This is a genomic window from Pseudomonas syringae group sp. J254-4 (genome assembly GCF_032586855.1).
In the GTDB taxonomy this organism is placed as follows: Bacteria; Pseudomonadota; Gammaproteobacteria; order Pseudomonadales; family Pseudomonadaceae; genus Aquipseudomonas; species Aquipseudomonas amygdali.
Map to the genome: position 1 here is coordinate 1 of NZ_JAWHOO010000047.1, position 1286 is coordinate 1286.

Annotated in this window: 2 protein-coding genes and 1 pseudogene; all 3 read left to right on the forward strand. The window is 58.2% G+C overall.

Going from position 1 to position 1286, the window contains the following annotated elements:
- Positions 1-485, forward strand: a pseudogene (locus tag RYB09_RS27050) (type VI secretion system tip protein VgrG); the annotation flags it as partial.
- Positions 482-1039, forward strand: a complete 558-nt coding sequence (locus RYB09_RS27055) for a DUF4123 domain-containing protein (protein WP_058401376.1) — start codon at positions 482-484, stop codon at positions 1037-1039. The pseudogene RYB09_RS27050 and the gene RYB09_RS27055, both read left to right, overlap by 4 nt.
- Positions 1036-1286: hypothetical protein (locus tag RYB09_RS27060; RefSeq protein WP_316891016.1), on the forward strand; the 251-nt coding region annotated here is incomplete at its 3' end. The genes RYB09_RS27055 and RYB09_RS27060, both read left to right, overlap by 4 nt.

The following is a 1286-nucleotide window of genomic DNA, read 5'->3' on the forward strand; positions in this document are numbered from 1 at the left end:
AGTTCAAGGCTGAGGAGCATTGCACTGTCGATGGCAACCGGCTGACCGAAGTCAAAGCGGACGATCACCTGACGGTGGGTGGAACACAGCACATCAGGGTAGTTGATGGGTTACTGGCACACGCCGGGCAGGAAATTCATCTCAAGGCCGGTAACAACGTGGTGATTGAGGCGGGGCTGGAGATCACGGTCAAGGCCGGTGCTTCCTTTCTCAAGATCGACGCCAGCGGTGTGACCATTACCGGGCCTCAGATAAAACTCAACTCGGGGGGCAAGCCAACCTTGGGCACCGGCGCATCGCCCGCTTTGCCTGGGCTTGTGAAACAGGCAGATGACGATGGGCCGGGGCAGTTGCTGACGCAGCGCCTGGGTGAACCAGGCCCGATAGTAGAGCTGTGCCAGAAACCCAGGAACGGAACGCCCATGGACTGCCCGCTAGCCGATTGCGGCTGTCGCAGGGCGTTGCTGTCGAGAGGTCGAGCATGAACGTTTACGTGCTGCTGGAACGCACCGACTCGCTGCTGGAACAACTCTACCAACGGCTGCCCGATCCAGCGCTCACCGTGTTATTCGACAAGACCGAGCTGGCCGTCTACCGGGAGAAAAGTCCGCTTCTTTTGAACACATCAGGCAGCAATACCCTCGTCGAGGCAATGCATGAAAAACCAGAACGCTGGCCCGGCCTGATCATCGAAAGCCCCTTTCCCGTCGACGTGTTGCTCGGCCATCTCCGGCACATTCTGTTTGTCAGGTTCGACGGACAACGCCGAGGCGTGCTGCGCTACTCACATCCTGTCACTGCCAGCTATTTCTTTACGGCAGAGCCCCCTCAATCCAGCGCCCAGTGGTTCGGCCCTATTTCCAGACTGGGCTGGTACGGCGGCACCTGGGAGGACCTTGCACAAGGCAAGCAGCGCTGGTTCGACGTTCGCAATCCACACGCACCTGATTGGCAACCGCCACAACCTCAAGTGACGTTCGGTTTAAACCAGCGGCAAGAAGACGCGTTGCGGCGCCAGAAGAAGGAGTTCTTACAATGACCACCGGCAGACTGAGCGATGGCCCTTCCTGCGAAATGGACAAACTGATCGTCCAGATCGTGGGCAAGAAGCATTCGGACCAGCAGCAGGTTTTGCTGGTCGGCTCTGATGGAAATCGACTCTATCAAGCCAAATCGGAAAGGCTGGTAAACGAGCTGTTCAGCAGCACACTGAAAGTCTGGGATCACATCGACGGCGGGCGTCTTGATCTGCAAATCGCGACCCTTGAAGGCGAGCCGATTCGCCT